Here is a 22,327-nt window from a genome sequence, read left to right as displayed (position 1 = left end):
GGAAGCGGCGCGGCGGGAAGGGCCGGTCAGGGGAGGACGAAGGCGGGCCCGGACATCAGGATCCGGGTGCCGTCGGCGCCGGGATAGGAGTTGTCTATCCTGGTAATGACCAGCGTCGAGGAGCCGGTCGTCATCAGCCCGATCACCGCCACGCCGGTCGAGGAATCCCAGCCGGAGAAGGTGCAGGCGCGGGCCGCCGTGAACGGCATCGTTACCCGCAGGCTGCCGGCGGCGGTGCCGTTGGTGGTGATCGCGAGGTCGAGGTTAATCACGCATATCGCGTCGTGATAGGTGCAGAAGAGCGTGCAGGCGCCCAGCGCCGCGAAGGCGCCGCTGTTGGGCGCGACGGCCGGGGTCGTATCGCTGTTGCGGGTGTCGAAGATGGCGATGTTCTTCGCCGTCATCTTGCCCGAGGGGCCGGTATAGAGGCCGCCGCCGACCTGAGCGAACGCGGTCGGGTGCGTGGAATCGAACAGGATGCTGCCGCCATAGATGCCGATGGCATCGCCGCTGCGCACCAGCGGGATCGCGAACCGGGTGCGCGTCGCCGAAATCTGGATCGGCCCGATCGAGACCGAGCCGGCGGCGCCCGCCTTCACGCCGAACACGCCCTCGGTCGCGGCGGCGTTGTAGGTGCGCAGGCTGAAGGCGTCCATCGTGCAGGCGAGCGCGCCAGGGTCGACCTCGATATTCACCCGGTTGCCCACGCCCTCCATCAGCAGGTCGAGCTTGAGGTCACTCACCATCGTGAAGCTGGCATCGGGGAAGCCGATCTCGATATGGGGCTGGCCGAAGGCGGTCAGGTAGCCGCAGTCGATATGCACGCCCTGCGTCCGGCAGATGTAGAGCGAGGGATGGTCCTGCGCCTTGAACAGCGTGCCTCCGCCCGTATAGGTGCCGGCCCCGGTGGTATCGAAGTCGACGGTGATGTCGTTGCCGTCGATCTCCGTGATCTCGGCAATCGCCTTGTCCATCACGTCGCGCATGCCGCCGAAGGTGAAGAACACCACCGTGTCGCCGACTTCGAAGCTGTGCTCGTAGGTGGTGGTCAGCACGCACGCGGTGTCATTGGTGACGGCCGAGATCGGCGCCCCGTCGACGCCCACATACATCCAGCACGTGCTCGGATAGTGCTTGTGGATGCACGACACCGGCCCGGTCATCGGCGTGGTGAATTCGGAGGTGCAGGGGAAGGTATCGAAGCCCTGGATCGCGGCGAGCCGGCCGGCGGGATCGTAGTTGAACCATTTGCAGTGGTTCTGCTGATGGCTCTCCATGCCGTGATCGCAATAGATCATGTCGGAGAAGTAGCCGGTCGACTGGCAATGGTCGAAGCGGATGAAGTCGCAGGCGCGGGTGACGGTGGATCGCGCCCCCTGCCAGGCGCGCGAGGGCCGGTTCTCCTTGTCGCCGTGGAAGTGGACCGTGCTGGACGAGAGGCCGCGCGCGCCGGTGAAGTCCACCATCGGCTTGCCGGTGCAGTTGCCGTAGAGCACCCCGCCGACCATCATCCCGCCCCAACACTGGATATCGGTCGCGTTGAGCGTGTCGGTGTGCTTCCACACCCCGCCGCGCAGGTCGATCTGCTTCTTCGCGCTGTGCAACGGCTCGGCGAGCGTGGCGGGGTCGTTGCGCAGGGCGTCGATCGCCGCCTGCAGCGCCTCCGTGTCGTCGGCGACACCGTCGCCGATCCCGCCATAGTCGAACGGGGAATAGACGTGCCAGGAGCGCTGGAAGCGGACCTCTCGCCAATAGGCGCCGTCCGCGCTCTGCCGCGTGCCGGTGCCGGCATCGGCCCGCTGCCAGTAGGAGCCCTGTCCGTCATGGGGCGCGTCGGCGCCGAGCACCCGCACCGCGTCCGGCGACGCGCCGATATCGGCCGCGGCGAAGTCGCCCAGCGTCGGGAAGGTCAGGCTGTCCGGAGTGCCGAGCGCGGCCTCGATCGTGGTCAGGCGGTTGCCGATGTCGAGGCTCTGTAGGGCAGCGACATCGCCCTCGAGCGCGGAGACGTCCGGCGACCAGCCCTCGACGTCGGTGATGTCCTCGCAGGCCAGCACCTCGATATCGGTCGCCGCCGTCGTTCCCCAGGTCTCGACATAGATGCGGAAGAACAGCGCGCCGGCCGGCGCCACCACGTCGACGCCGGCGCCCGCAGCGCCCGCCAGCACCCGGAACAGCGACACCCGCCCGCTGCCGACGGTGAGCGCCGTGTAATCGTTGAGCGTGGAGGTCGCCGTGGTGGTCAGCGGGTCGAGGTTGCGGTCGTACCAGGCGATGCCCACGCGCACCGCGTCGCCGGCCGGATCGGGCGTATCGACCCGGCGCTGCACCGCCGCCCGCACGCGGAAGGTGCGGCCGGGCTCGACCGCGACATAGTCGCGGCTCGCGACGATGCCGGCGCCGACGATCCGCACGACCGCGCCGCGGTCGCCGGTCGCCACCAGGCTGTCCGGCAGCACGGGCAGCGCCTCCGGCAGGCCGCCGGCGAACGAATTGGTGTAGTGGCTGGGCGCGGCTCCCGGCCGCGGCGCCAGCGACACCGCCGCCCGCAGCAGCGCCTCGTCGGCGCGCGTGCGCGCCAGCGTCTCGGCGGCGATGTTGTTGTAGGCCGTCGACACGTTCTTCGAGATCACGTTGAAGTTCTGGCCGACCTGCTCATAGATCAGCGCATCGGCGGCGGCACGCGCGGCCGGCTCGACGTTGGCGACCGTGATCGCCGCGTTGATCTTCTGGCGGACGACTCCGCCGTCGTCGCCGACGGCGATGGGTTCAGTGGCCATGTTGTCCTCTCGGAAGGGTCAGAAGGCTTCGACGAGCGTCAGCGTCGGGTCGGCGAACTTGCCGAGGTCGAGGTCAAGCGGGATCGACGACAGATCCTCCGGCCAGCACAGCAGCCGCAGATTGGCGAAGTCGGCGAATTGCCCTTCGACAACCGCCTCGCGCAGCGGCGGCAGGATCGAGATCGTGACGTCGGCGAGGCCGAGATAGGGCGAGTCGTACCAGACGCCGTCATCGCGCCACGGCGCGCCGGTGGAGAGCCAGTCGGGGATGGAGTCGGCCTGGTGATAGGCCAGCACCTGCGTCACCTGGTACATCCGGTCGCCGATGCTGAAGCGCACCCCTTCGTCGAGGTAGAGATTGCGCACCATCAGTGCCAGTGTGGTCGCGCCGGCCGGCGCCGCGCCGGTAACGGCCCCCTTCAACGCGCCGAGCGCGCCCCCGGCGAGGAACATATCGTAGACCGTGGCGACAACGGCCTCACCGGCTTTCATCCGGCTCACCATGGCCCGCCAGGCGAGCACCTGTTGGCGCGTGCGGATCGGGAAGGTGTACGAAAGGCGCCAATAGCCCGCATCGGAGAGGACGCGCTGCTCGAGGCCGTTGCTGGTCCGGCCGCCGGTGGCATAGGACGCCACGAGCTCCGGATCGGTGATCTGGCTGGGCTTGAGCGAGGAAGGCCAGTTTATGGTCATGGCAGAGTGATCGAATTCGGGCCGTCGGCGGCCGATTGCACACCCGACCCGTTCTCCACCTTCACCCAGTAGTAGCAGGTGCCGGAACCGGGAGCGGGGTCGACGAAGGAGAGGACGGCATTCGGGCCGCCATAGATCGGGCCGGAGATCTCGTCCGCGCCGGCGAAGCTGCCGTCCGTATCGCGGTAGACCCGGCCGGCAACGACATTCGGCGAGTTCGGGTTGCGCCAGGTGATCGTGGCATTCGTCGTGCCGTTGACGCTGGTGATGCTCGGCGCCGCGGGGGCTGTGTTGTCCGCCGTCGCCACGATCCCGGAGATCACCGCCCAGGTCGAGACGCCGCCGGCGCCGACGTTCCGTCCGCGCACATTGTAGGTGGCGCCGTCGACGACACCGACGATCTGCAGCCTTTCCTCGCCGTCGTCGACGCTCCCGCCGGGCTGCCAGATCCCGTCCGCCTGGTTGGCGTACTGGACTTCGACCCGCAGTCCCGGCTGCGCGGCCTGCGTCCACGTGGTGATGATGGCCGGCGCCGAGGTGCTGCCGGACACCGCCACCGATCCGCCGGTGGCGTTGAAGCCGGTCGGCAGCGGCAGGCTGGTCTCCGGCACCGCCTCGGCGGCGGTCGGCGCGGTCCCTTCCTCGGCGACCGGGTCGAAGCTGTAGGCCGCGGCGGAGAACGAGGCGATGGACAGGGTCACCGACATGCTCGCCATGTCGAAGTCGACCCCGGTGACTTCGAACGTCTCGTCGACCCCGAGATCGGTGATGATGACGCGGATCCATCTCTCGTCCCACGCCCGCAGCCCGGCGAGGGTGGTGTGGATCGTCCCCTGCCAGCGCGGCGAGCCGCGAAAGGCGGCGATCTTCATCAGCCGCCGGGCAAGGTTGTGATGCTGGACCTCGAAGGCCTCGATCGTGGTCGAGCGCACTTCGCCATAGGCCGCGATCTCACTCTCGATCCGCCACGGCTCGGCCTCCACCTCCGCGAAATACTGGCCGGGATCGGTGTATTTGAGGCGATACTCGTTCGCCTCGCGAAGCGGACCGCCGCCATCCGAGAGCGAGTAGTCGATGATCTGATCGTCGGTGATCGTCACCGTGGGTTCGGCCCACACCCCGACCCGGAAGCCGATCCGCCCGTCGGGCCGGAGCCGGATGTCGCCGTCGCACATCGTGATCAGCCGCGAGAGGATGCTCTGCGGCTCGGCGTCGAACTGGTAGCTGAGCGCCCCGAAATAGCGCGGCATCGTCCCGCCGGCCTTGATCGGCACTGCCGTGTCGCAGGCATTGGCGGCCGCAATGAAATCCTCGTCGTCGATATAGGCCGGGTCGATCTGCAGCCCGTCCGCATGGGTCAGGTAATCGCGCAGGAATAGCGCCGGATTGGTGCTGTAGACCACGCTCGCGCTGCGCGGGTCATAGGTCTCTGCCGCTTCGAAGATGCCTTGAAGCGACGGAATGCGGTTCGGGTAGACGTCGGCGATGATCTCGGCATCGGCGTTGCGCGCCAGCAGATACGCATGGGCGATGCCGTCGCCGCGATGACTGGTCGTCCAGTAGGGATCGCCCAGCGCGGTGACGAGGCTCGCATAGGCGGCCTGCGAAGCCGAACCGTCCCGCTGCTCGATCTTGACCGTGTTCGCGGGATAGGGCGCCGTGACCACCCAGCCCGACACGTCGATGCCGACCCCGCGCCCGTCGATCACCCAGCCGAGCTGGGCGTGCATCTTCTGGCTGGCGAAGGCGACGACCTGATGCAGATCGCCATCCTTGGTCTCGATCATGGCGAGCGACCCGCCGACCATCACCTGCCCGTAATGGCGCCAGCGCGGCCCGACCGAATTGCGCAGCGTGGTCTTGACGTCCTGCGGCTTGGGGGCGCCCGACGAACGGCTGAAAAGAGCGTTGGCGGCGTAGGAAATGCCGATTGTGAGCCCGAGGGCGATCGCGCTCGATGCAATCGCGATAGTTCCCGCCGTCGCCGTCGCCGGCAGCAGCGCGAAGGCGAGATAGGCGCCCACGGCCTGTGGCATGGCGGCGGCGGGAAGCACGGACGCCGCCAGCATCGCCGCGATGAGAAAAAGGCGCATTCACACACTCCACATGGCGACAAGGTGGGGATGGGCGACCGCGACGATCCCGCTCTCGGACTTCGCGGCCCAGCGCATCCCCGGCGTGCAGATCATCGCGAGGTGCTCGTCGCGCTGGCGCACGATGCCGAAGGCGCCGGGCCGCGCCTCATAGAGCCGGGATGCGCCGGTCGCCGCGGCGAGGCGGCCCACCAGCCTGAGAAGCCCGCCTTCCCGCACCAGGACCGCGCGGCATTCCTCGCGCGTGGCATAGGTGCCACGCAGGCGCGCGGCGGGATCGTGGCCATGGTTCGCCAGCCACCAGTCCGCCACCGTGAGCGCGCAGTCGAACCGTCCCCAGGCGAACGGCTCGGAAGCCATGCGCCGGAGAAAGGCCGGGAGATCCGCTGTCATGGCCAGTTGATCACCCTGCCCTCGATCCCGGCGACGCGATCGAAGAACCGGTCGCCCGGCGAGCGCGCCTTCTGGTCGGCATCGGTGTAGAAGCCGTGGCGCGGCCGGCGATTATTGATGAACGGACCTTCGGCGCGCACCGAGACCGTGTAGACATGCCGCATGTTGCTGTCGTCCCAGCTCCGGCTCGCGGTCATGGTCTTGAGCTGGGCGAAGCGGAACGGCATCGGCAGGTCGAGCGGCTGCCAGTTCTCGTCGAAGAATTGCCAGAACACGATGACGACCGCGTCGTACCAGTTCGCCCGGTCGCCCTTCACCTTGGCGGCGAAGTCCGCATCCACGCCCGACACCGTCAGGTCGAGCGGCGCGGCCGCGCCGTTCACCGACTGCCCGAGGCCGGAAATGTTGCTGACCACACGAAGTCCGGACCAGAGATAGCCGTCATTCGTGCGCAGCGCGCGCCCCCCATTCCACAGTCGCAGAGCGCCTGTCGGGAAGTCGAAACGCACGAGGATGCCGCAGCGGACCAGTCGACCGCCCAGCTGGGCGTCGATGGCAGCAGGGAAATCAGCCATGCAATTAATCCATGGATCGGTAGGGCCGCGCCAAAGGCCCGACGGCGCCAATGATGCGATGATGATTCAGTCGGAGGCGTCGGCCATCGACACTTCCGGCAACGCTGTTACCGTTGCGACTTGAGGGAGGTGACAATGACACTTAAGGCGCTAACGGTCGTCACGGCCGTGACTTTAGTCACGGCATGCACTCCGAACATCAAGTATGTCGCAGACACCTATAAGGACATTCCGCGTACAGTATATAAGGTGCCGCCAGATGATGGATTGCCTGCTATCCGTGAGCTTCCAAATGGGAAGATCGCAGATGTTTCTAAGGCGTACATTATCTTCGATAACACCTCTGTTGGAAAGCTGATGATATTGCCTTCTGAACAGGACATTGCATCGGCCGGAGTTGTCCGCGGATACACCTTTGGGGCCGTAGACCTTATCCCGACAGAGGATGCATTCCGCGAAGCGGCGTCCGGCTATTTGCGATCATCCGGAAGGCAATGCGAAATCACCTCTATCCGTGAGATGGACGAGCCCGTCCACGAAATCTCCTACGCATGCTCGACCACCGCCACAGGTCAGCCGAGCCCACTCTGAGCCGGCGCCCGAAGGCGGTCATCGGAAATCCAGCCGGAGACACTCCCGCGCACCTGCGCGTATACCTTTCGGTTGTTTTCCTCGAGGATCCGGTGGAACTGCTGCTCGCTCATCTGCGAGCCGCGCGCGTCGATGTTGTAAACGGGGGCGAAAGTGTTCCCCGTGGAGGAACCCGCAGCATGAACGCCACCCGGCGCGGAAAACTGGCGCGCCGTGGCACCTATCTCCTGCCGTTCCGCGTAGCCCCCCTCCGCATATCCCTTCTTCAGGCTGCGATGCAGCATGTCGAGATGGCCGACGCCCGCTTGACGGACGGCTGCCTGGGAGAAGACGAATTCGCCCCTGTGAACGACGCCCGCCGGCTCGTTCCGGCCGCCGGCGCCCGTATAGCCGCCCGTGTCGAAGCCGGGGAGCAGGCCGAAGAGACCGCCGCCATTCCCGCCACCGAACAGCCCGACCATGGCCTGCCGCGCTGCATAGCGCGCCAGATCGGAGATCATGCTGTCGACGAGGCTCTTGAAGTCCAGCTTGCCCGTGCTGGCGAAGTCGGCGAACGCGTCCTCGAGCGAACCGAACACCCCCTGCACCAGGTCGGCCGTGCGCTCGGCCTCCGTGCCGAGGGAATCGAAGTAACGCATCGTTCCGAGCTGCAGGCCGCTCAGCGGGTCAGCCGATTTCCCCAGCCGGTCCATCAGGTCCTGCTTCTCGGCATCCGCCAGCGCCTCGGCGGCCTTCGAGGCATTGCGCGTATACGTGTCCTGATTGATCGCCCCCTGCGCCAGCAGATCGTTCAGCTTGGCGATTTCCGCCGCATAGCGCTCCGCGGCGGTGCGGGTCTGCTCATAGTAGCGCTCGGCGTCGCGCAACGTGTCTCGCTGCGCCCGCGCCGCGTCACGGGCTCGCGCGCTCGCCGCCTTGTCGGCCGCCGCGCGCGCCTGCTCCGCGGCGTAGTTCTTGGCCGCCTGCTCCTCGATCTGCTTGCGCAGTTCCGGCGGAACCCCTTGCCCCAGATTGTCGGTATAGCGGCCGATAAACTCGGCCCGCGGGTCGCCGATGCGGGAATAGTCGCGCCGCAGTCCTTCGAGCGCCTTGGTCGCTGAAGCGATGTCGCTGGCGGCATCGGCGACGCCCACCAGCTGTTTCTGCGCATCGGTCGCGGTGCCGGCGAGCACGGCAAGCTGGGCCTCGAGCATCTTGGCGCCGCCGGCTGCGGCCGACAGGCTGTTGTCCGCGTCGTCCGCGTTGCGGATGATGCCGAGCAGTTCCGAGGCCGTCTTGGCGACCTGTGGCGAGGTCTCGCCGATCTGGCCGATGCTGTCGACGAGCCGGTCGACGTCGGGCGCGCCGGCCTTCACCGAAGCCAGGAAGTCGTTTATCGGGCCGGCGAAGGCTTCGTAGTCGCCGCCGACGGTGAACCGGCGCTGGGCGCCTCGCCCCGCATACGTGCCGACGTCCCGGAGAAAGTCGCCGGAAAGATCGTTGACCTGCGCCCGCATATCGGCGAGCGCCTGCGTGGTCTCGACCACCGTCGCAGAGCGGCTGGCATTGCTCCATTTGGTGGCGGCGCCCGACACGTCGTCATAGGCGTCCTTCACCAGCTTCAGCAGCCGTTCCTGCTCTTTCAGGTCGTCGCTCAGCGACTTCGTCGACGATCCGAATGCCGACCACGCGGCCTCCGCCGCCAGCCCCGCTCCCACGATACCGAGAAGAGCCAGGTTGACGGGCGTCGCCATCGACAGGATCGCCTGGCCGATGCCCAGCACGGCGCCCTTGACGCCCTTGTCGCCGAGGATCTGGCTGAGCTGCCCGCCCTGAGTGGCGATGACCTGGAATGGCGAGGCGCCCGATGCGAGCATCGTCGCGACGTCGTTGAGCTGAAACTTCAGGTTTGTCAGCTCATGCGAGGCCAGCTGGAAGTTATCGTTCGCGCCCGGCGGGCCCTGCTTGGCCTTCAGCAGTGCAAGGGCCCGGCTGTATTCCTCCGCCGTGATGATGCCCTGCTGCATCGCCCGATCCAGCGTCGCCTGGCCGCGCGCGAGGTTCTGCTGCGCGCGGTACTCCTCGTCGATCGAGCGCCGCAGGCGATCATAGGCATTCACGGCCGAGAGCTGGCGCCGCGTCACCGTATCGGTGACCGTCGCCACCGTCTGGCCGGTGGCGGCAACCTTACCCTGCGCCGCCGCCACCGCGTCGAGGTCGGCAACCGACTTCTCGGCGCCGCGACTGTCATATTGAGTGACCACGCGCCGGATCTGTTCGACCGATGCCATGAAATTCCCCTGCAGGATGTGCTGGCGCTATTTCGGCCGCGCCATCACCTTCTCGACGAATGCCGCGTCCATCGCGGCGATCAGCACGCGGAGCCTCTCGAAGGCGTCGCCATGAACGTCATAGCGACGGGCGAAGCGATCGATCGCGGTGAAGGATATGCGGCCGATCATGGCGAAGCCGAGCGGCCGGTCGTTCTTCAGCGCCCAGAAGGCGCTCCACGCGAATTCCAGATGCGCCGGTATGGTCGGCTGGTTGCTAAGCGCCGGGATGGCCTCGCCTTCCTCGGCCAGGTCCTGGAGCCACTCGATCTTGTCGCCCCACTCCATCTGCCAGAGCAGGGCGTCGGTCAGTTTTTTGCGTCGGTCTCCAGGGCATCGCGCCCCTGCGCCGCGACAACCGCGGCGGCATAGGCGACCCCCTCGCGCATCGTCTCGCCGATCTCAGGATCGGTGAGCAGATCGAGCGCGGCCTCCGGGGTGAACGGAATCGGCGCATCCGCTTCGTCGGTGAGGTTCCAGTCGAGCAGGACCGCCCGCGCCATGACTTCGGTCGCGATCGCCTCGACCGTGTCCGCCGGCAGCGCCTTGCGCTGCTCCTCGTCCAGCGCCGCGATCAGATCGGCGCGCAGCTTGATCGCGTCGGGATTGCGGGCGCCACGCACCCGGAAGGCGACGCCTTCGAGCGCGTCGATCGGGATGCGGTCGACCCACCCCCCTTCCGTCACGTTGCGCACGCCCTTGCGGATCCTGGACAGCTTCATGTGGAGGCTTCCTTCCTGCCGCCCGAACGGACGGGCTTCTGACCGATTGTCTTCACGCCACCGCCCGCGTGATCTTGATCGAACAGGCCTCCGCCGCGTCGTAGACGGCGCGGAACGGGATGTTGACCATCACGTCGTCGCTGTTGCCGCCGACCTGCCGCTCGCCGTTCAGGAACACGATCTTCGGGAACAGGAAGGTGTACTTCTTGTTGGCATCCTTACCGATCGTGAAGCTGAGCGCGCCGCCGCCATGGTCGAGCACGGCCTGGTAGAGCGCATTCGAGCCGAAATACGCGTTTAGCGTGCCGGTGACGTTGCAGCGCCCGAGCCCGAATTCCTCGGAATAGAGCGAGCCGACCACCGGTCGGGTCCGCAGATCGTTGTTCACCTCGAACGAGACCGAGCGCAGCTTCGGCGCCGGATCGAGTGCGGCGATGGCGAGCGAGGCGATGCTGCCGGAGGCGCTGAGGATCGGCTCGGCATTGGCGGCCGTGTAGGCCGCATCGTCGATTACGGCCGTGTCGAGCTCTTCCTTCTGGCCCATCAGGCCGATGGAGCCCGTCACCTTCTCCCGCGCCGACACGGACAGCGAGAAGGTGTTCACCATGCAGCCCGAGAAGCGGGAAAAGCTGTCGGTGGCGCCGAGCTCCAGCGTCTCCTCGAAGGTGAAGCTCTTCGGCGTAACGCCGTTCTTCAGCACGTCGCTCGCCCAGGCGCCCATCAGCGCCCCCTCGAGCATGTCGTCGAACGTCCCGTAGGAGAATTCGAAGGGGTAGGCACCGGCGACGTCCATCCCGACCATGCTCTCGTCGGGCACGTTGCGGTCGGCGCGGATCTCGTCCGACGTGATGGTGGTCTTGTTGGTGCGCGGACCGCCCCCGGTCGTGCGGAAGACCTTGAAGGCCGGCGTCGCCGGCGTGGTGCCGAAGGTGGCTTCGGCGACATAGGCGATCCGCGCCTCGCTCGATGCGGCGAAGGACATGGCGTGTCTCCAGAGGTGAGTGGGATCAGGCGTGGATGTCGGCGTCGTAGAGCACGGCCGCGCTCAGCAGCCAGAACTTGCCGTCGTCATTGCGATCGTCGAGCACGGCCGGCGAAGCGCCATAGGTCCGCACGCCGTCGAACTGCCTTGAGCGGAACAGGGCGCGCAGGTCGTCCATCCATTCCAGCCACGGCGCGATGCGCGCGCCGCGCGGAATCGCCAGCACGAGGCGAAGGACGCCGCTCTCCCGGAACACATTCTGTCCGGGCGCGCCGATGGTGATCTGTTCCTCGTTGCTGAGCGGGACCTGGAACGTCACCCACGGCGGGTCCTGTGCCTCGGAGACATCGTTGAGATTGACGACAGGAGACCGGCTCCAGTTGGCCTCGAGGCGCGCCTGGACGGCGCTGAAAACGCTAGCCGACGCCATCGCTCACCTCATCTGGATCACGACGGCGGGCCGGCGCGTCGCGTGCTCGCGGTTCCGAGCCTCGGAAACGCCAGCACCCGAGGCGAACCGGCCGCGGCGGTCACGCGTCGCCGGCGCGCCGGCCGGGATGTAGGCGACGATGCCGCCCTCCTGGAAAGACCGGTAGGAAAAGCGGATATGGGCGAGATTGCCGAATCGCGCGCGAGCCATGGCGGCGACAGCCTCATAGACGCCTTCCGGCGCCTGCGGTGACAGCCCTCGCTCGATCTTGCGGGCATAGGGCTGGACATTGATGAAGACGTATTCCTCCGCCGACGGCAGCGCTGCGCCGGGATCGACCTGCACCCCGTCGGCGAAAAAGAGATGGCTGTCGGAATAGCGCCCCGTGCGCACCGGCGAGTGTTTCACCAACATCTCGCCGACCCATTCGAACAGATCACCCAGCAGGTCGAACTCGAAGACAATGACGCCATCCGGCTTCACACTCTCGAGTGGCGCGCCTTGGCGTCCGTCGACGAAGGTTTCGTGCGGCGGCACGGCGCCCGTCGCCTGACGGTTGATCTCCTGCGCCTCCGCAAGCGCCTGACGGGCGAAGGCGGCGAGCCGGGCGCCGCGTTGGGCCGGGTCTTCACCCTTGCGAATGGCGAGCACGATGTTCCGGTCGATCGGTTCGACCCGGGTCGAGACCCGCGCCATCAGCCGCGGACCTGCAGGTTGATCCGGACAAGCTCTCCCCCGATGTAGCGCGGATCGACGGCGATGACGGCCAGCGACCGGCTTCCGGAGATTATGACATCACCCTGGCGCGGCAGTTCGCCGGCACCGTCCGGCCAGGCCGATGCGCCGAGTTCGGTCGGTGAGATGACGACCTCGCTGTCGCCTTGGACGATTCCACCCGTGACCTCGTCCGGCCGATAGCCCCGAAGGCAGATACGGACTGGCAGATTGGCCGACGTTCGGACGGTTCCCACCCAGGCCTGCCGGCGCAGCAAGGCATCATGGCCGTGCTTGCGAAGTTGCCGGTCGAGGGCGGTGATAGCTGAGCTCGGCGTCATGAGACCCACATCGTGCGGAACGGTTCGAGCAACGCCTGGACGGTGGAGGAAAAGGCGCTCGGTGCGGCGCCGCCGATCCCGCCGACCCAGAATTCCTGTTCGCCGATTCCATCGACCCGGTCCCGCTTTAGCAGCGGATCGCGCTGCGTCGCGGACCACTGCTCCTGCACCGCGACGGAAGCAGCCAGCACCAGGTCGCCGGGGACGTCGTCGAAGCCGGCTGCATAAGTGATGACGACGGTCGCCGGCTGCCACATGGCAGGCCGGGATTCTCGGAGCCGGCGCAGCATCCCGGCACTGGCGTCGAGTTCATAGTCGGAGGTCGCTGCCGCCTCACCGTCGATGCTGACAGAGGTCACGCCCGACACGAAGCGGCGCGCGAGCAGGAGCAGCGATACGGGGCACGACAGGCGGAAAGTCTGTTCGACCGTCTCCCGCTTCAACGTGGGCGGGCGCACGCCATCGCCGGCGATGCCGCATTCGCGGGCGATACGATCCGACACGCCGAGGCCAATCCTGGCCAGATCCATGTCGTTACTGGCATCGCCCGATGCGAAGCCGGCGGCCACCCGCAATTGCTCGATCGACAGCAGATTGCGGTCGTCCGCCGGCGTCACGATGGTAAGCATCACGAACCCGGCTGTTCCGTCCGGCGGGCTATCTCCGCCTCGATGACGGCTTCGGCCGCCGCGGTATCGGCGGGCTCCTGCCCGCTGATCTCGCGGGCGAGCTTCTTCTTGGTGGCGTGGTGCAGATCCTTCCAGTCGTCGGGGATCTCGACGGGCCCGCCCGCGCCCTGCCCCGCACCGCCCGAGGGAGATCCCCCATCTTCGCCGGCAGCCGGCTCATCGACATAGCCCTCGGCTTTGAGGCCGTCGAAGAGCCCGGCCGGCACCACGTCGACCGTTCCCTTTACGAGCTGGCGCGACCGGATTCCGTCATCGGAAACGGGCACCGTGCGCAGCACACGCACCTTAACCTGTTCGGCCATGAGGCCCTCCTGATGTGAACGTAGCTCGACCTAATTTCGGCTCTGCCTGCGATCAGATCGGAGGGTTGGAGGTCGGCGCGGACTTGGGATGCCCAAGGACCGCCAACGCCGCCATCGGTGCATTTCCGGCATTTCCGCTCGGCGTGACGGTCAGGCGGACGAACCGCTTGCCCCCTTTGTAGCCGACCTTCCGGGTCGCGCCGTCGGCAGCGAATGTGAAGCTCGCGAGGGCTTCGGATCCGATCAGATCGCGATCGGCGACGGCCGTGGCATCCGAAAGGTTGGCCACGTCGCCCTCCTCGACCAGGACTTCGAACGTTGCGTCGGCGTCAGCCAGCACACCGGTCAGGATGACGAAAGTGAGGGAGTCGAAGCCGGCAACGTCGATGACCGAACCGACCTGAGCGGTATTGTCCGTGACGACGACGGGCGGGATCGCCACTTTCGGGGCGATATTGTTCAACAGGTCGCGCATGGTGGCGCCTCCAGATGGAAGAAAAGGAACCGGCCGCAGCGCGTGCGGCCGGTGCTATCGCGAGATGATTGCGGTCAGGCCGCCGCGCACTTCAGCTTGCGGATGGCTTCGGCCAGAACCACCTTTCCGCCGACGCGACGGCGGAAGATGAAGCGGATCGCCCCGCTCGTCGCCTGCGTGTAAGGATCGCGCAGCATCTCCATGGCGATGCGATCGACGATCGTGAAGCCGCGCCGGAAATCGCCATAGGCGACCGGATAGGCGCCGGCCGCCTCGCTGGGCATATCGGGGAACTCGACATAGGGATCGCCGTCGATCGTATTGGGGCGCCCCTGCGCGAGGCCTGGCATCCAGATGTAATTCTTCTCGGCGTCCTTGAGCTTGCGCACCGAACCCATGGTGGTGCGGTTCATGATCCAGGTCGCATTTCGCGCATAGGCCGTCTTGAGCCCGTACTTGAGCGTGAGAAGACCGTTCGCCTGCCCGTCGACATCAGCGATCGTCGCCGCGGAGCCGGAGACATTCTCCCCGACGCCGCCATTGATGAGAATTCCCTCCATCTCGCCGACGCCGGTACCGGAGACGAACTCGGCGCCCTCCCGGACGGCGAACTGCTCCGAGGCCTCTTCCCGGATCTCGGCTTCCATGTCGAAAGCGCTGTCCTCGAGCATCTGGTTGGTGATGTCGACGAGCGCATACATCTCGGGCGCCTGGAGTTCTTCGAGGCCATAGGCGAGGCCCGTGGTCTCGGACTTGGTGCCCTGCTCGTTGACGCGACGCGCGGCGAACTGACCGGTGCGCTTCGGGATCTCCACGGACTTGGCCGCCGTATTCCGAATCCGGGCCAGAGCACGGGCGGGGCTCATCTCCGTCACCCCCTTGATGATCTCGCGCACATATTCGGTCGGCGCGAGATAGCCGCCGGCGGTGTCGGTCGAGACGTTCAGAGCCTTGGCCTCGGCGGCGATGTCAGCGAGGATCTTCTGCTCGTCCTTCGACAGGTTCACGACGCCCACGGCGTGAGCGTGCACGACAGCGCGTGCCCAGTCATTGGCCGTCGTCTTCCATCCATCCTCGCCGCGTGCATCCTGCGCCAGGTTCTTCGGCAGCCGGCTGAGCATGACCTCGATGCGATCACTCGCTTCCTTCGCCGCCTTCGCCTGCTCTGCCGAAGTGGTGATCTTCTGGTTGAGGCCCTCATACTGCTGGAGCGTCGCTTCGATCTTGCCGAGTTTCTCGGCCGTGACGGGATCGGCGCTCCCCTTCTTCTCGATCTCTCGCAGACGATCGTCGTTCGTCTTCTTGAACTCTTCGAACGCCGTCATCAGCGGATCGACGGCCGCCTTGACCTCCTCGGCCAGTGCCGGCGCTCCGGCCATGGCGATCAGCATATGGTTCATATCGAGGCCGGCCGCCGCGGCGTGAAAGACGCCGAGATGACTGGACAGGTCGGCCGAGAGGGCCAGGATCACGGCGAGCGCAAGCGCGCCCGCCATCGCAACGATGGAGAACTTTTTCATGTCATCCTCGGTGTTGGAATGGAGCTCAGCAGCCCCGGAGGCGGTTGGCGGCGTCCGCAATGAACGCCTTGAGGGCTTCCCCGTCCTCGTCCCGAGGTTCCGGTCTTGCCTTGAAGCCGCCAGCGGCGATCGCCTTGGCGGCTGCGTGCGAGAAATCACCCACGTCCCGTAGGAACTCCTCGAAATCACGAATGGTCTTGATCTCGTCGGCATAGCTGCCGCCATCGTCATCGAGCGACTTGGCGCTGTAGATGCGGGCAAGAACGTTCGACGGACTGTCGACCAGAGAGACCTCTCTCAGGATTACCGACTTGATCGTGCGGAGCGGATCTCCGGTACGCCCGCTGCCTCTGCGCGATCCGCCAGGTGGCACCCGATATCCGATCGAAAGGCCCTTCAGGGCACCCTCGCGCATCTGCGCATATGTCCACTTGCCTTGCTCCGTATCGAGCCCGACGAGCCGCCCTTTCACGTAGAGGCCGTTCGCATCCTCCGACATCGCCTCCCAGATGCCGATCGGGTCGGTCCGATTGCCGGTGGTCATGCCGTGCATCTTGTACATCGGCGGAAGGCCGCGGCCCGCCCGCTCCATCTCCAGGAGAGATTTCGTGAAAGCGCCCGGTTCGATCACGTCCCCATGGGAATCGACGTTCCCGAAAACGGCCCCATAGCCCTCGAAGGTCCCTGCCAGGGCTTCATCCGCGGCGAACTTGATCTCGAACGGCACGCCGATGACGCTGAGTTCCATGATCTTCTCCTCAGGAGACGATTTCTCGGAAACGTTCCGGGCCGAAGACCAGTTTGCCCTGGTACGGCTCGACCCGTTGGAGACCGACGTCGCCCGGCTCGTACGTGAACGTGATGTGCGGCTGATAGTCGGGCCAGTCATGGCTGGCGCCGGCTTCGATGATCTGCTCATGACGCCACTCGAGTTCGGCCGAAACGAACTTGAGGGCCACGGCGGCGCCCTTCGAGCTGTTCATGGTCTCAACGATCCGAGGGCCGCCCGGCGGGATGACAATCTCGCCTTCATCGTTGGGATTCCAGCTCCGCTCGATCGACATCCAGTCAATAGCATTGCGGCTGTGGATCAACGTGACGTGCAGATCCTCGACGGGAAGCAGATTGCGGAAGCCCTGCGATCGTGCCCAACGAAGGAATTCGGCCCCATTTCTGAGAGGACGGCTGACATAGAGGGAGCGCGGAGCGCTCGATTTCTCCTCCGGTCGGGTCGCCCCGTCGGCAGTACCCGCCGGTGCGTTCACCGGCGCCATGGTGGCCGGCTGCCAGACTTGATCCATGGCCGGGTCATCGTCCGGGTTCCAACCGTCGTCCTCACGGATCTCGTTCGGCTTGAGCCAGCCCGGCGAGGAATTGGTGCCTAGCGCCGCCTTGTAATACTCCGTCCTATCCTTCAGCGAGCCGCGCAGAAGCTCGCTGGTGTCGATACGGACGAAATAGCCCTGTCGACGTTCCTCGGCCGTCAGGAGCTGCGTTTCGATCGCCGAGCGGACATTCTTGATCCACGGCTGCAGCGTGTAGCGGACATGGGCTTCAAGAAACGCATCGGCGCTCGCGAAAGTTGGCGACTGATCGCCCGCATGTCCAAGCATGATCGGGAAAACACCGAGCAGCCTGGCGATCTCTTCAATCTGATGCTTGCGCGTGGCGAGGTGCTCGGCATCCACGCCTTTCATGCCGAGCTGCTCCCACTTCAGGCCGCCCGTCAGGATCGCAGGTTTCGATGAATTCTCGGCGCCGGCATAGGCTTGCGTCCACATCTCCCGGAGCAGGTCAATCTGCGGGCGATCAAGCTTGTTCTCTGTCGAGAGAACGCCGCTCGGCCTGGTCCCGTTCTTGTGCAGCCTCGCGTGAGTTTCCTCCGTAGCTTGCGAAAGACCAATGGCCTCGCGGCCGACCACGGCAGGATCGATGCCCTTGTATGGCATCCAGCTCGGACCTCGAAGATGGAACACATCATCGGGTCCAAGCCGCGTGAAGGCCCCCTTCTCGAAGGTGCAATCGTAGATTGGCTGGCTCAGAATGGGGTCGATATCAATCCCAACATTCTCCGGGCGGAAAGGTAGAAGCTCCCGCAGCTGACCGTTGACGACGACACGATAGGAAACGGAGTTCCCCGTGCCCACGGCATGCATGAGCACGGTCCGAAAGAACGTCGGTGCGTCCTGGAGCCCGCTCGGACGATGCATCAGCATGTCGTAGAGCGGATGGTCATAAGCCGGTTCAGCCCCTCGCCCGGAGGACACTCTCCGGTAGATCTCCACGGGCAACTGAGCAACGCCGTCGGCGATAACCAGAACGCCGCGATAGAACGCGGACTGGCCGAGGGCACTGTTGAACGAAACGCTGGAGCCCGATTTCGTGGGAACTCCCCACCCGCCATTGATCGCGGCCCACACTTCCGGAGAGAAGTCCACGGACTTCGTTTCGGCCGGGGCGCCAAAGATCCTTCGCAGCATTCCAGCCATGATCAGGTGCGGGCCCCGAGGATCGCAATGGCGAGCAGGATCAGGCCGGCAACGATGAGACCGGCGGGAAAGTAGATCATGCCGGCGCCCACTACGATGGTGATCGTTCCGATGACGCCGATGCCGTCGAACACGAAGTCGATGCGCGTCTTGCTCGCCATGGCGGTCCTCACAGCAGATAGATTTCAGGCTGGCCGGTCTCGGCGCCGCGCGGATCGCACGAAGCGGCGCCCGTCGCCATGGCGATCGTCACCATGCCGTCGATACGCCCGCGGGAGCGCTTCTTGTCGAAGGCCCGATTGTTCATGCCGTCCGAAATGACATGGGCATTCGCAGCGCAGGCATACGTCACCGGCGTGTGGTCGATGACGATCGACTTATTGAGGATCTGATCCTCGAGCCGCTCGATCGACCTCGGCATGCAAAGCCGCTCGATCGGCTTACCGTTCTCGTCGAGCTGCTTGTAGAAGACAATGCGAGTGCCCTGGCCATGCGGCACCAACATCAGCCCATTGCCGGAATCTGCGTCTGGGCCTTCATAGAGCCAGACGGGGAAGCCGATGTCCTCGCACGCCTCCATGAACGAACCGATACCCGCCGGATCGAAGGCGAGGCACCGCACCTCGTGCGAGGCGCAGATCTCGGCAACCTTCGCCGCCACGAAGCTCTTGTCGATGACCGCTCCGTCCACGGCGGTGATATGTCCCTCGAGCGCCCAGCGGTCATAGGGGGCCTGATCGGCCTTCGCCCGCTCCTCGAGCCCGTCTTTCGTGGTCCAGTACCAGGTCTTGGCGTAGAGCTTCCCGTCCTTGAGCCACACCGCGGTCAGCGCTGTCAGGTCGTTCTTCTGCGAGAGGTCGAGCGACAGCCAGCAGGGACACCCCCGGAATTCGTCGGCATCGACCCTTCCTTGGACCGCCGACCATGCCTCCTCGGCGATCCAGAATTCGGTCGCGCCGATGGGAATCCCGAAATAGAGGCGCTTGAGCGAGAGCGCCGTCGAGAGCAGCGACTTGGCGGTCTTCACCTGGCCGCGGATGTTCTCGATCGGGAAGGTGACGCCTAGCGCCGGAAGCGCCTTGGGCCAGCATTCCTCGTTGTCGAACACGGTCTCCCGGTCGGCCTTGTCGACGCGAGCGACGAAGGCGAAGGCCTCGTCGTCGTCGATCTCGCCGAGTGCGACCTTCTGGTAGAACTCCGAATATTCCGTGCCGACGATCTGCGTCGACGATGGCGTGTTGGTGCCGAGCAGCATGAAGGCGTCGCCCGGCATCTTGGCGATCGCCGCCTTCCACAGTTCGATCGACGTGTTGTTCTTGAACTCGTGGATCTCGTCCGCGCCGACGAAGGTCGGCTTCGGACCCGAGATCGCCTCGCCGTTCGCCAGCGACTGGAAGATGGATTCGCTCTCGATGAACTCCAGCTTCCAGGCGTTGTCCCCCTCCCCGCGCACCACGACATGGCCGCTGGCGACCAGGGTATCATCCTCGTCTCCGCCCGGGATCGGCGCCCGGCACATGGCGACAGCGTCCTTGAACAGCACGTTCGCCGTGTTCTTGTCCTGGCCGATCGCAAAGGCGCGAGCACGGTGGATGCCACAGAAGCCGCTCATGTAGAGGCCGGTGGCGGCCATGAAGGGGCTTTTTGCCTGTCCCTTTCCCGTCTCCAGCCAGCCGCTGCGGAACCTCATCCGGCCGCTGTCCTTGCGCCATCCGAACAGCGAACCTGCCACGAAGGTGTGCCAGGGAAGCAGCTGAAACGGCTGCCCGACCTTAGTCCCCTCAGTGATGGTCAGCATCGCCGGGTAGAACCCGATGGCATGCGCCGCCTTCTCCGGACGCCAGTACAGGCCGCGCGACGGGCCGTCCTTCAGGTCGCGGAGGTGCCGTTCAGCAGCATGCCGCACGAGCTCGCCCGCGACGATGCGGCCCTCGGCGACATCATGGGCCCAATGGCTGGTCGGGTCATTTGGATAGCGATCCGAGGTAACTGTCCGCGGCGCGCGGGGCTTTCTTGCCACGTTGCACCTTCCCGGCCTTGTTGCGCCGCAGGGGCGAGAGACCAAGCTCGGCTTCGTTCATGCGGATATGCTCGTCCGCCTGCCGCATGACGGTCCAATAGGGGCTGGTCTGTGGAACCTTGGTCCGCCGCGCCCGGGTGATCGCTCCGAGCTCGCCGACCTGGCGGGCGACCCGGCGATAGACCACGTAGAACTCGACGAGCCGCTGCACGGTGTGCCCGTTGACCATCGCCAAGGTGCCGGCCTCCCGCAGCTCGCGGGTCACGATGCCCCAGCGCTCCTTCGCTTCGACGATGTCGAGCTCATCGGTGTACTGCGAAGCCCAGTCGGGCTCCGGCGGCGCGCCATCCCCACCTTCGACAGAGGTAAGTTTCATGTTCACCCCCTATGGGGGTGGCGGAAACCCCCCTTCCAAAATCTGCTCGCAGTGCGAACGCTTGGCCCCTGCCGGTCCGGGTCCCCAATCGCCCGGAGATCGGATACCCCCCGGGGGTCACCGCCGGTTCCAGGGATGGCTCGGATCGATCGGGCGCCCGTCGACGGTAGTTCCGCATCGGCCGCCGCTGCGTTCCTCGCGTTGCTTCGTGCTGGAATGGTGGGTCGCGCAGAGCCCTTGCCAGTTGTCCGGATCGCGCAGCAGCCGAAGCGCGGTGGCCTTCTCCTCAGGCGTCCGCGCCTGACCGTATCGATGCGGGATGATGTGATCGACCACGGTTGCGGCGGTCCGCGTCCCCTGCTCTGCGCAGCGCACGCACCACGGATGCTCGGCAAGGAACTGCGCTCTGGCCCGTTCCCAACGACCGTCGTAACCGCGTGCGCGAGCTGGCTTCCGCCCCATAGTGCTGAATTGGTTCATGGCGCCTGCCGCGGCGATCAACGGGACATCAGCGAAAAAGCCCGCTGCAAACGCGCAGCAGGCGAAATTCATACTGAGTCAGGTATTTATCCGTTGCTATTGCGTACTGAGTACGCTACAACATCCTTACCGGGTCGTTGTGGCCCGGCAATCGGAAGGAGGTGAGACGCTTGAAACTCCGGCTTAGGCTGAAACTCAGGTTCTGCGGTTGGCACCTGCACCTGTGGATCAGCTTCTAAGAGAACGGGAGTCGGGCGAAAGCCCGGCTCCCACCGGATCGAAAGGCGTCTCACCCCTTCAACGGAGAAGATACCATGACCCCCGACGACTTCAAGGCTTGGCGCTCGATCATGGGCTATTCGCAGACGAAGGCCGCCGAGGAGCTGGGCATCTCGAAGAGTTCCATTGAGCTCTATGAGCGGGGCACCAGGCGAGACAACGGCGAAGCCGTCATCGTTCCCTTAAGCATCGCCCTCGCTTGCACCGCGCTCTACCACAAGCTGAAGCCGTGGCCCGAAAAGTGATCGACGCGGCTGCGCCCTCTCCCGACGAGCATCCAGCCTGCCGTTTGAAACCGCGTCGAAGGTAATGACCTGGGCCTAGTCGGCGCCCTGCCTAGCCTCAAGCTATGCCCGGCCGTCCGCATACCGACTCTTTGGCGGACCCGTTCTCCAACTCTCGCGGCTATGTTGCGGGATGCATTCAGCCGCGATCCCCATCCCGTGGACAGGTCATCTCGTTGCCGCTTGGAGCGAATGGTTCGGGCGGCCAGACGTGACTGGTCTGGCTTCGGGCCATTCTCCGCTATGGCGGCTTGTCCTCTCGGGGCTCTCCCCGCTTCAATCCGCAGCCCAAACGAAAAACGCCCGGAATCAGCATCCGGGCGCATCTATCGAGCTTGACGAAATTAGGTCTGATTTGGGGGCCCGCGTCAAGCGTCAGCGCGGCCTTCGTTCGACTTTGATTGCACGCGAGGCTGATACTGGTACTCGCGCAACCGATGGCGAGCGCGGGAAAGCTCTCTTTCGGTGAAGAGGCCGTGCCACCGACTATCTTCTACAACGACGGCCTCGACGGTCAGATCAAGCCGCTTTCGCATATATAGCGCCGTATAGCCGTCGGACGGCTTCGATGCATTGATCAACGTCTTCGCCGTCCGCAAGCCACCGTTGTCGGTAAGCATCTGAAGGAAAATCGTCGCATTGTAGTGCGCCTCTTCCTTCGCACGGCGGTAGACCTCGAACATCGCTTGGTCGAACTGCTTCTCAAGGGAGGTCATGGGGCGATGCTCCGTTACAGGCGGGCCCTGGGTCGATGGCGACCATTCGAGAGCTTTGATCGTTCACCCCTTCG

At 65.6% G+C, this 22,327-nt stretch carries 25 protein-coding genes; 2 read left to right on the top strand and 23 right to left on the bottom strand.

Translation table 11 applies throughout. The annotated features are described in order from the left end of the window. Positions 1-26 precede the first annotated feature (26 nt). Genes NVS83_RS04360 through NVS83_RS04340 form a run of 5 tightly spaced genes read right to left on the bottom strand, consistent with a single transcriptional unit; the run spans position 27 to position 6,534 of the window. Complete coding sequence (locus NVS83_RS04360) at positions 27-2,780, bottom strand: pectate lyase family protein (RefSeq protein ID WP_258738228.1); 2,754 nt, start codon at positions 2,778-2,780, stop codon at positions 27-29. A gap of 18 nt (positions 2,781-2,798) precedes the next feature. Next, the gene (locus tag NVS83_RS04355) at positions 2,799-3,473 is read right to left on the bottom strand and encodes a hypothetical protein (RefSeq protein WP_258738227.1); all 675 of its coding nucleotides are present in this window, start codon (positions 3,471-3,473) and stop codon (positions 2,799-2,801) included. Further along, the gene (locus NVS83_RS04350; protein WP_258738226.1) at positions 3,470-5,566 is read right to left on the bottom strand and encodes a phage tail protein; all 2,097 of its coding nucleotides are present in this window, start codon (positions 5,564-5,566) and stop codon (positions 3,470-3,472) included. The genes NVS83_RS04355 and NVS83_RS04350 overlap by 4 nt, the downstream gene beginning before the upstream one ends. Then, the gene (locus NVS83_RS04345; protein WP_258738225.1) at positions 5,567-5,959 is read right to left on the bottom strand and encodes a DUF6950 family protein; all 393 of its coding nucleotides are present in this window, start codon (positions 5,957-5,959) and stop codon (positions 5,567-5,569) included. Beyond that, on the bottom strand, positions 5,956-6,534 hold the full coding sequence (locus tag NVS83_RS04340; RefSeq protein ID WP_258738224.1) for a hypothetical protein: 579 nt from the start codon (positions 6,532-6,534) through the stop codon (positions 5,956-5,958). Before NVS83_RS04340 ends, NVS83_RS04345 begins: the two co-directional genes overlap by 4 nt. Positions 6,535-6,669: 135 nt before the next feature. Here NVS83_RS04340 and NVS83_RS04335 point away from each other — a divergent pair, with 135 nt between their 5' ends. Beyond that, positions 6,670-7,125: a hypothetical protein gene (locus tag NVS83_RS04335; protein ID WP_258738223.1), complete on the top strand. Its 456-nt coding sequence runs from the start codon at positions 6,670-6,672 to the stop codon at positions 7,123-7,125. Here NVS83_RS04335 and NVS83_RS04330 read toward each other — a convergent pair. From NVS83_RS04330 to NVS83_RS04250, 17 genes are all read right to left on the bottom strand, one after another. After that, entirely contained in the window at positions 7,107-9,395 is a 2,289-nt protein-coding gene (locus tag NVS83_RS04330; RefSeq protein ID WP_258738222.1) for a phage tail tape measure C-terminal domain-containing protein, read from the bottom strand. The genes NVS83_RS04335 and NVS83_RS04330 overlap by 19 nt on opposite strands. A 27-nt stretch (positions 9,396-9,422) precedes the next feature. Continuing rightward, on the bottom strand, positions 9,423-9,722 hold the full coding sequence (locus tag NVS83_RS04325; protein ID WP_258738221.1) for a phage tail assembly chaperone: 300 nt from the start codon (positions 9,720-9,722) through the stop codon (positions 9,423-9,425). A gap of 20 nt (positions 9,723-9,742) precedes the next feature. Beyond that, entirely contained in the window at positions 9,743-10,156 is a 414-nt protein-coding gene (locus NVS83_RS04320) for a phage-derived protein YdaY family protein (protein ID WP_258738220.1), read from the bottom strand. A 52-nt stretch (positions 10,157-10,208) separates the two neighbouring features. Further along, positions 10,209-11,138 (bottom strand): phage tail tube protein, encoded by a 930-nt coding sequence (locus NVS83_RS04315; RefSeq protein WP_258738218.1) that lies wholly within the window; start codon positions 11,136-11,138, stop codon positions 10,209-10,211. A 25-nt stretch (positions 11,139-11,163) separates the two neighbouring features. Continuing rightward, a complete protein-coding gene (locus NVS83_RS04310) occupies positions 11,164-11,568 on the bottom strand; it encodes a hypothetical protein (protein ID WP_258738217.1) in 405 nt (134 codons plus the stop codon). Positions 11,569-11,571: 3 nt separating this feature from the next. Continuing rightward, a complete protein-coding gene (locus NVS83_RS04305; protein ID WP_258738216.1) occupies positions 11,572-12,264 on the bottom strand; it encodes a hypothetical protein in 693 nt (230 codons plus the stop codon). Continuing rightward, positions 12,264-12,623 (bottom strand): hypothetical protein, encoded by a 360-nt coding sequence (locus NVS83_RS04300; RefSeq protein WP_258738215.1) that lies wholly within the window; start codon positions 12,621-12,623, stop codon positions 12,264-12,266. Before NVS83_RS04300 ends, NVS83_RS04305 begins: the two co-directional genes overlap by 1 nt. Next, positions 12,620-13,255, bottom strand: a complete 636-nt coding sequence (locus NVS83_RS04295) for a hypothetical protein (protein WP_258738214.1) — start codon at positions 13,253-13,255, stop codon at positions 12,620-12,622. The genes NVS83_RS04300 and NVS83_RS04295 overlap by 4 nt, the downstream gene beginning before the upstream one ends. Beyond that, entirely contained in the window at positions 13,252-13,614 is a 363-nt protein-coding gene (locus tag NVS83_RS04290) for a hypothetical protein (RefSeq protein ID WP_258738213.1), read from the bottom strand. Before NVS83_RS04290 ends, NVS83_RS04295 begins: the two co-directional genes overlap by 4 nt. 52 nt (positions 13,615-13,666) lie before the next feature. Then, entirely contained in the window at positions 13,667-14,089 is a 423-nt protein-coding gene (locus tag NVS83_RS04285; RefSeq protein ID WP_258738212.1) for a hypothetical protein, read from the bottom strand. 74 nt (positions 14,090-14,163) lie between these two features. Further along, positions 14,164-15,609, bottom strand: coding sequence for a phage major capsid protein (locus tag NVS83_RS04280; protein WP_258738211.1), 1,446 nt, complete (start codon positions 15,607-15,609; stop codon positions 14,164-14,166). Positions 15,610-15,634: 25 nt separating this feature from the next. Next, complete coding sequence (locus NVS83_RS04275) at positions 15,635-16,357, bottom strand: HK97 family phage prohead protease (protein WP_258738210.1); 723 nt, start codon at positions 16,355-16,357, stop codon at positions 15,635-15,637. Positions 16,358-16,367: 10 nt separating this feature from the next. Next, a complete protein-coding gene (locus tag NVS83_RS04270; RefSeq protein ID WP_258738208.1) occupies positions 16,368-18,098 on the bottom strand; it encodes a phage portal protein in 1,731 nt (576 codons plus the stop codon). 2 nt (positions 18,099-18,100) lie between these two features. Then, a complete protein-coding gene (locus tag NVS83_RS04265) occupies positions 18,101-18,259 on the bottom strand; it encodes a hypothetical protein (protein ID WP_258738207.1) in 159 nt (52 codons plus the stop codon). A gap of 8 nt (positions 18,260-18,267) precedes the next feature. After that, on the bottom strand, positions 18,268-20,004 hold the full coding sequence (locus NVS83_RS04260; protein WP_258738206.1) for a terminase large subunit: 1,737 nt from the start codon (positions 20,002-20,004) through the stop codon (positions 18,268-18,270). Positions 20,005-20,062: 58 nt separating this feature from the next. Then, positions 20,063-20,494 carry a P27 family phage terminase small subunit gene (locus tag NVS83_RS04255; protein ID WP_258738205.1) on the bottom strand — a complete coding sequence of 144 codons (432 nt, stop codon included), beginning with the start codon at positions 20,492-20,494 and terminating at the stop codon, positions 20,063-20,065. 117 nt (positions 20,495-20,611) lie between these two features. Next, on the bottom strand, positions 20,612-21,046 hold the full coding sequence (locus tag NVS83_RS04250) for an HNH endonuclease (RefSeq protein ID WP_258738204.1): 435 nt from the start codon (positions 21,044-21,046) through the stop codon (positions 20,612-20,614). A 242-nt stretch (positions 21,047-21,288) separates the two neighbouring features. Here NVS83_RS04250 and NVS83_RS04245 point away from each other — a divergent pair, with 242 nt between their 5' ends. Beyond that, the gene (locus NVS83_RS04245) at positions 21,289-21,498 is read left to right on the top strand and encodes a helix-turn-helix domain-containing protein (protein ID WP_258738203.1); all 210 of its coding nucleotides are present in this window, start codon (positions 21,289-21,291) and stop codon (positions 21,496-21,498) included. A 407-nt stretch (positions 21,499-21,905) separates the two neighbouring features. Here NVS83_RS04245 and NVS83_RS04240 read toward each other — a convergent pair whose 3' ends face one another. Beyond that, positions 21,906-22,253: a hypothetical protein gene (locus tag NVS83_RS04240; protein WP_258738202.1), complete on the bottom strand. Its 348-nt coding sequence runs from the start codon at positions 22,251-22,253 to the stop codon at positions 21,906-21,908. Between the last annotated feature and the right edge of the window lie 74 nt (positions 22,254-22,327).

The sequence above is a fragment of the Ancylobacter mangrovi genome (genome assembly GCF_024752335.1).
Taxonomy (GTDB): Bacteria; Pseudomonadota; Alphaproteobacteria; order Rhizobiales; family Xanthobacteraceae; genus Ancylobacter; species Ancylobacter mangrovi.
This window is presented reverse-complemented; position numbering and strand designations above follow the sequence as displayed.